The sequence below is a fragment of the Dietzia sp. CW19 genome (genome assembly GCF_014145265.1).
GTDB classification, from domain to species: domain Bacteria; phylum Actinomycetota; class Actinomycetes; order Mycobacteriales; family Mycobacteriaceae; genus Dietzia; species Dietzia natronolimnaea.
In genome coordinates this window covers 1-2,082 of the sequence record NZ_JAALEE010000520.1, presented here as the reverse complement: position 1 = coordinate 2,082, position 2,082 = coordinate 1, and the positions used below count along the sequence as shown (strand labels likewise).

The 2,082-nt window shown below is 71.6% G+C and carries 4 protein-coding genes and 1 pseudogene; all 5 read right to left on the bottom strand.

Annotated features, from left to right (window positions below; all coding sequences use genetic code 11):
- Positions 1–881, bottom strand: an 881-nt coding sequence (locus G6021_RS17560; RefSeq protein WP_241736591.1) for a CBS domain-containing protein, incomplete at its 3' end; no start/stop codon positions are given.
- Positions 874–1,251, bottom strand: a complete 378-nt coding sequence (locus G6021_RS14770) for a monovalent cation/H(+) antiporter subunit G (protein WP_182616865.1) — start codon at positions 1,249–1,251, stop codon at positions 874–876. The genes G6021_RS14770 and G6021_RS17560, both read right to left, overlap by 8 nt.
- Complete coding sequence (locus G6021_RS14765; RefSeq protein WP_182610375.1) at positions 1,248–1,505, bottom strand: monovalent cation/H+ antiporter complex subunit F; 258 nt, start codon at positions 1,503–1,505, stop codon at positions 1,248–1,250. The genes G6021_RS14770 and G6021_RS14765 overlap by 4 nt, the downstream gene beginning before the upstream one ends.
- Positions 1,502–1,867 carry a Na+/H+ antiporter subunit E gene (locus G6021_RS14760; protein WP_182610374.1) on the bottom strand — a complete coding sequence of 122 codons (366 nt, stop codon included), beginning with the start codon at positions 1,865–1,867 and terminating at the stop codon, positions 1,502–1,504. The genes G6021_RS14765 and G6021_RS14760 overlap by 4 nt, the downstream gene beginning before the upstream one ends.
- A pseudogene (locus G6021_RS14755) lies at positions 1,864–2,082 on the bottom strand (monovalent cation/H+ antiporter subunit D family protein); the annotation flags it as partial. The pseudogene G6021_RS14755 and the gene G6021_RS14760, both read right to left, overlap by 4 nt.

Genomic DNA, 2,082 nt, shown 5'->3' with positions numbered 1-2,082 from the left:
GCCGCGTCCTCGGTCTCGGCGTCCTCGAGGATCCGCAGCGCGTCGTCGACGGTGAGAATGCCCACGAGACGGTCCTCCTCGTCCGTGATCGGCAGGACGATCACGCGCTCGTCCGCGCTGAGGCGGGCGGCCTCCTCCTCGGAGGCGCGGGCGTGGATCGAGATGGCGTCGTTCATCAGGTCCCCGACGAGGGTGTCGGGTTCCGCGCCCATCAGGGACCTCAGACCGACGACCCCGATGAGGCGGCGTCCCTGGTCCACGACGGGGATCGTGTAGATCGTCTCGACGTCGACCAGCCGGGCGCGGACCCGGTCGAGCGCCTGCTCCGCGGTCATCTCCGGGCGGGCGGAGACGAACTCGGGCGTCATCCTGCGGCCGATGGAGCCGGCCGGGTAGCCGAGGATCTCGTTGGTGAGCGCGCGCTCCTCGGGCGGCAGCCCGCGCAGGAGGCGCGTGGCGACGAAGGCCGGGAGCTCGTCCATGAGAGCGACGCGGTCGTCGGGGTCGAGCTCCTCGAAGAGGTGGGCGACCTGCTCCTCGCGCAGGCCGCGCAGCAGCTCGGACTGCACCGGCGCGTCGAGGGCCTCGAACAGCACCAGGGCGCGCCCCTTGGGCAGCAACCGGAACGCGACGGCCCGGTCGCGGTCGGCGCTGCGCTCGAACATGTCCACCACGACCTGGTCGGGCAGTGACGCCATGAGGCGCGAGGCCGCCCGGAGGTCGCCGCGGGAGCGGAGCCGGGCCAACCGCCGGGTCGCCTCGTCCAGGCTCATCTCGCCGTAGGTGCTGTTCTCGTCGACGTGCTCGTCGACCAGGGCGAACCCCGTGGCGTCGGTCGGTGGCCCCCCGGGATCGTCCGGCAGATCGCGCGGCTCAGTCATCACCGGTCCCCTTGGGGGAGTCGGACGGGGTGTCGGTGGCGAACCCGATCTGCGAATACCGGGTGGCCGAGGTGGGCGCGGCGCCCGAGAGGAACCCGGCGCGGGCGATGGACATCGCGCCGATGGCGGAGGAGGCGAACTGGAGGAGCGCCGCCACCGCCACCTTGGGTGCCGCATCCCAGGACGGGTGCAGCAGGAAGGCGCCGACGATCACGAACACCAGCCCGAGTCCGGCGGCCGCCCCGATGGCGGAGGACCGGACGTAGAGGTCGGGGAACCGCAGGAGGCCGATGGCGCCTCCGAGGAACACCACGGACCCCGTCAGGACGGAGACCGATCCCAGGACGGTCGCGAGCAGGTCCCAGCTCATCGCCGACCCCCGGACATGAGTCGGGCCAGCGAGAGAGCGGAGACCAGGCCCACCAGCGTCGCGACCAGGACGAGGTCGTAGACGAAGGGACTGTCCACCCTCACGCCGACGAGGGCGAGGAGTGCGATGAACGCGAAGAACAGCAGGTCCGCCGCGATGGCTCGGTCACCGGCGTGGGGGCCACGGACCATCCGGTAGGAGGACAGGACGGCCGCGATGGAGACCAGGACGATGGCGATGTCGACGGCGATCACCGGACCAGCCCCTCTCTCCGGATCGCCCGCAGCATGTGGTTCTCCATATCGTGTAGCGAGGCCGTCAGGTCGTCGGGATCCGGGAAGTACATCCCGTGGACCACGATCTCCCACCCCTCACCGCCCCCCGGATGGTGCGCGCCCAGGGTCAGCGTCCCCGGGGTCAGGGTGATGAGCGAGGACAGCACGGTCACCTCGAGTTCGGTGCGGCACCTGGTGGGGAACCGCACGAAGCCCGGGGTGATCGAGGCGTGGGGCAGGAAGGCGTCGCGGACGACCTTCGCGCTGGTCGTGGTCTGCTGCCAGAAGAACCACAGCAGGAACCACAGGATCCGCAGCGGCCAGGTCAGGGTGGCGGTCATCCGAGCACCGCCTGGACGTATCCGGTCGGGTCGTACAGGTTGGCCGCAGCGGTCCCGGACAGCTCCAGGAGCACCTGACCCCCCAGTCCCAGCGCCAACGTCACCACGGCCAGCGCCAGCGCGGGCGCCGCGAGTGCCAGACCGATCCGGCGACCCGGGGGCACCATGACGGGGTCGGGGGCCCCGGCCTCCGCCGTGGCGGTGGCCACCGTGGA

What these genes read in the sequence shown, in the direction of transcription:
- G6021_RS14770 (WP_182616865.1), bottom strand. Translation starts at nt 1,251, where the DNA reads ATGAGCTGGGACCTGCTCGCGACCGTCCTGGGATCGGTCTCCGTCCTG.
- G6021_RS14760 (WP_182610374.1), bottom strand. Translation starts at nt 1,867, where the DNA reads ATGACCGCCACCCTGACCTGGCCGCTGCGGATCCTGTGGTTCCTGCTG.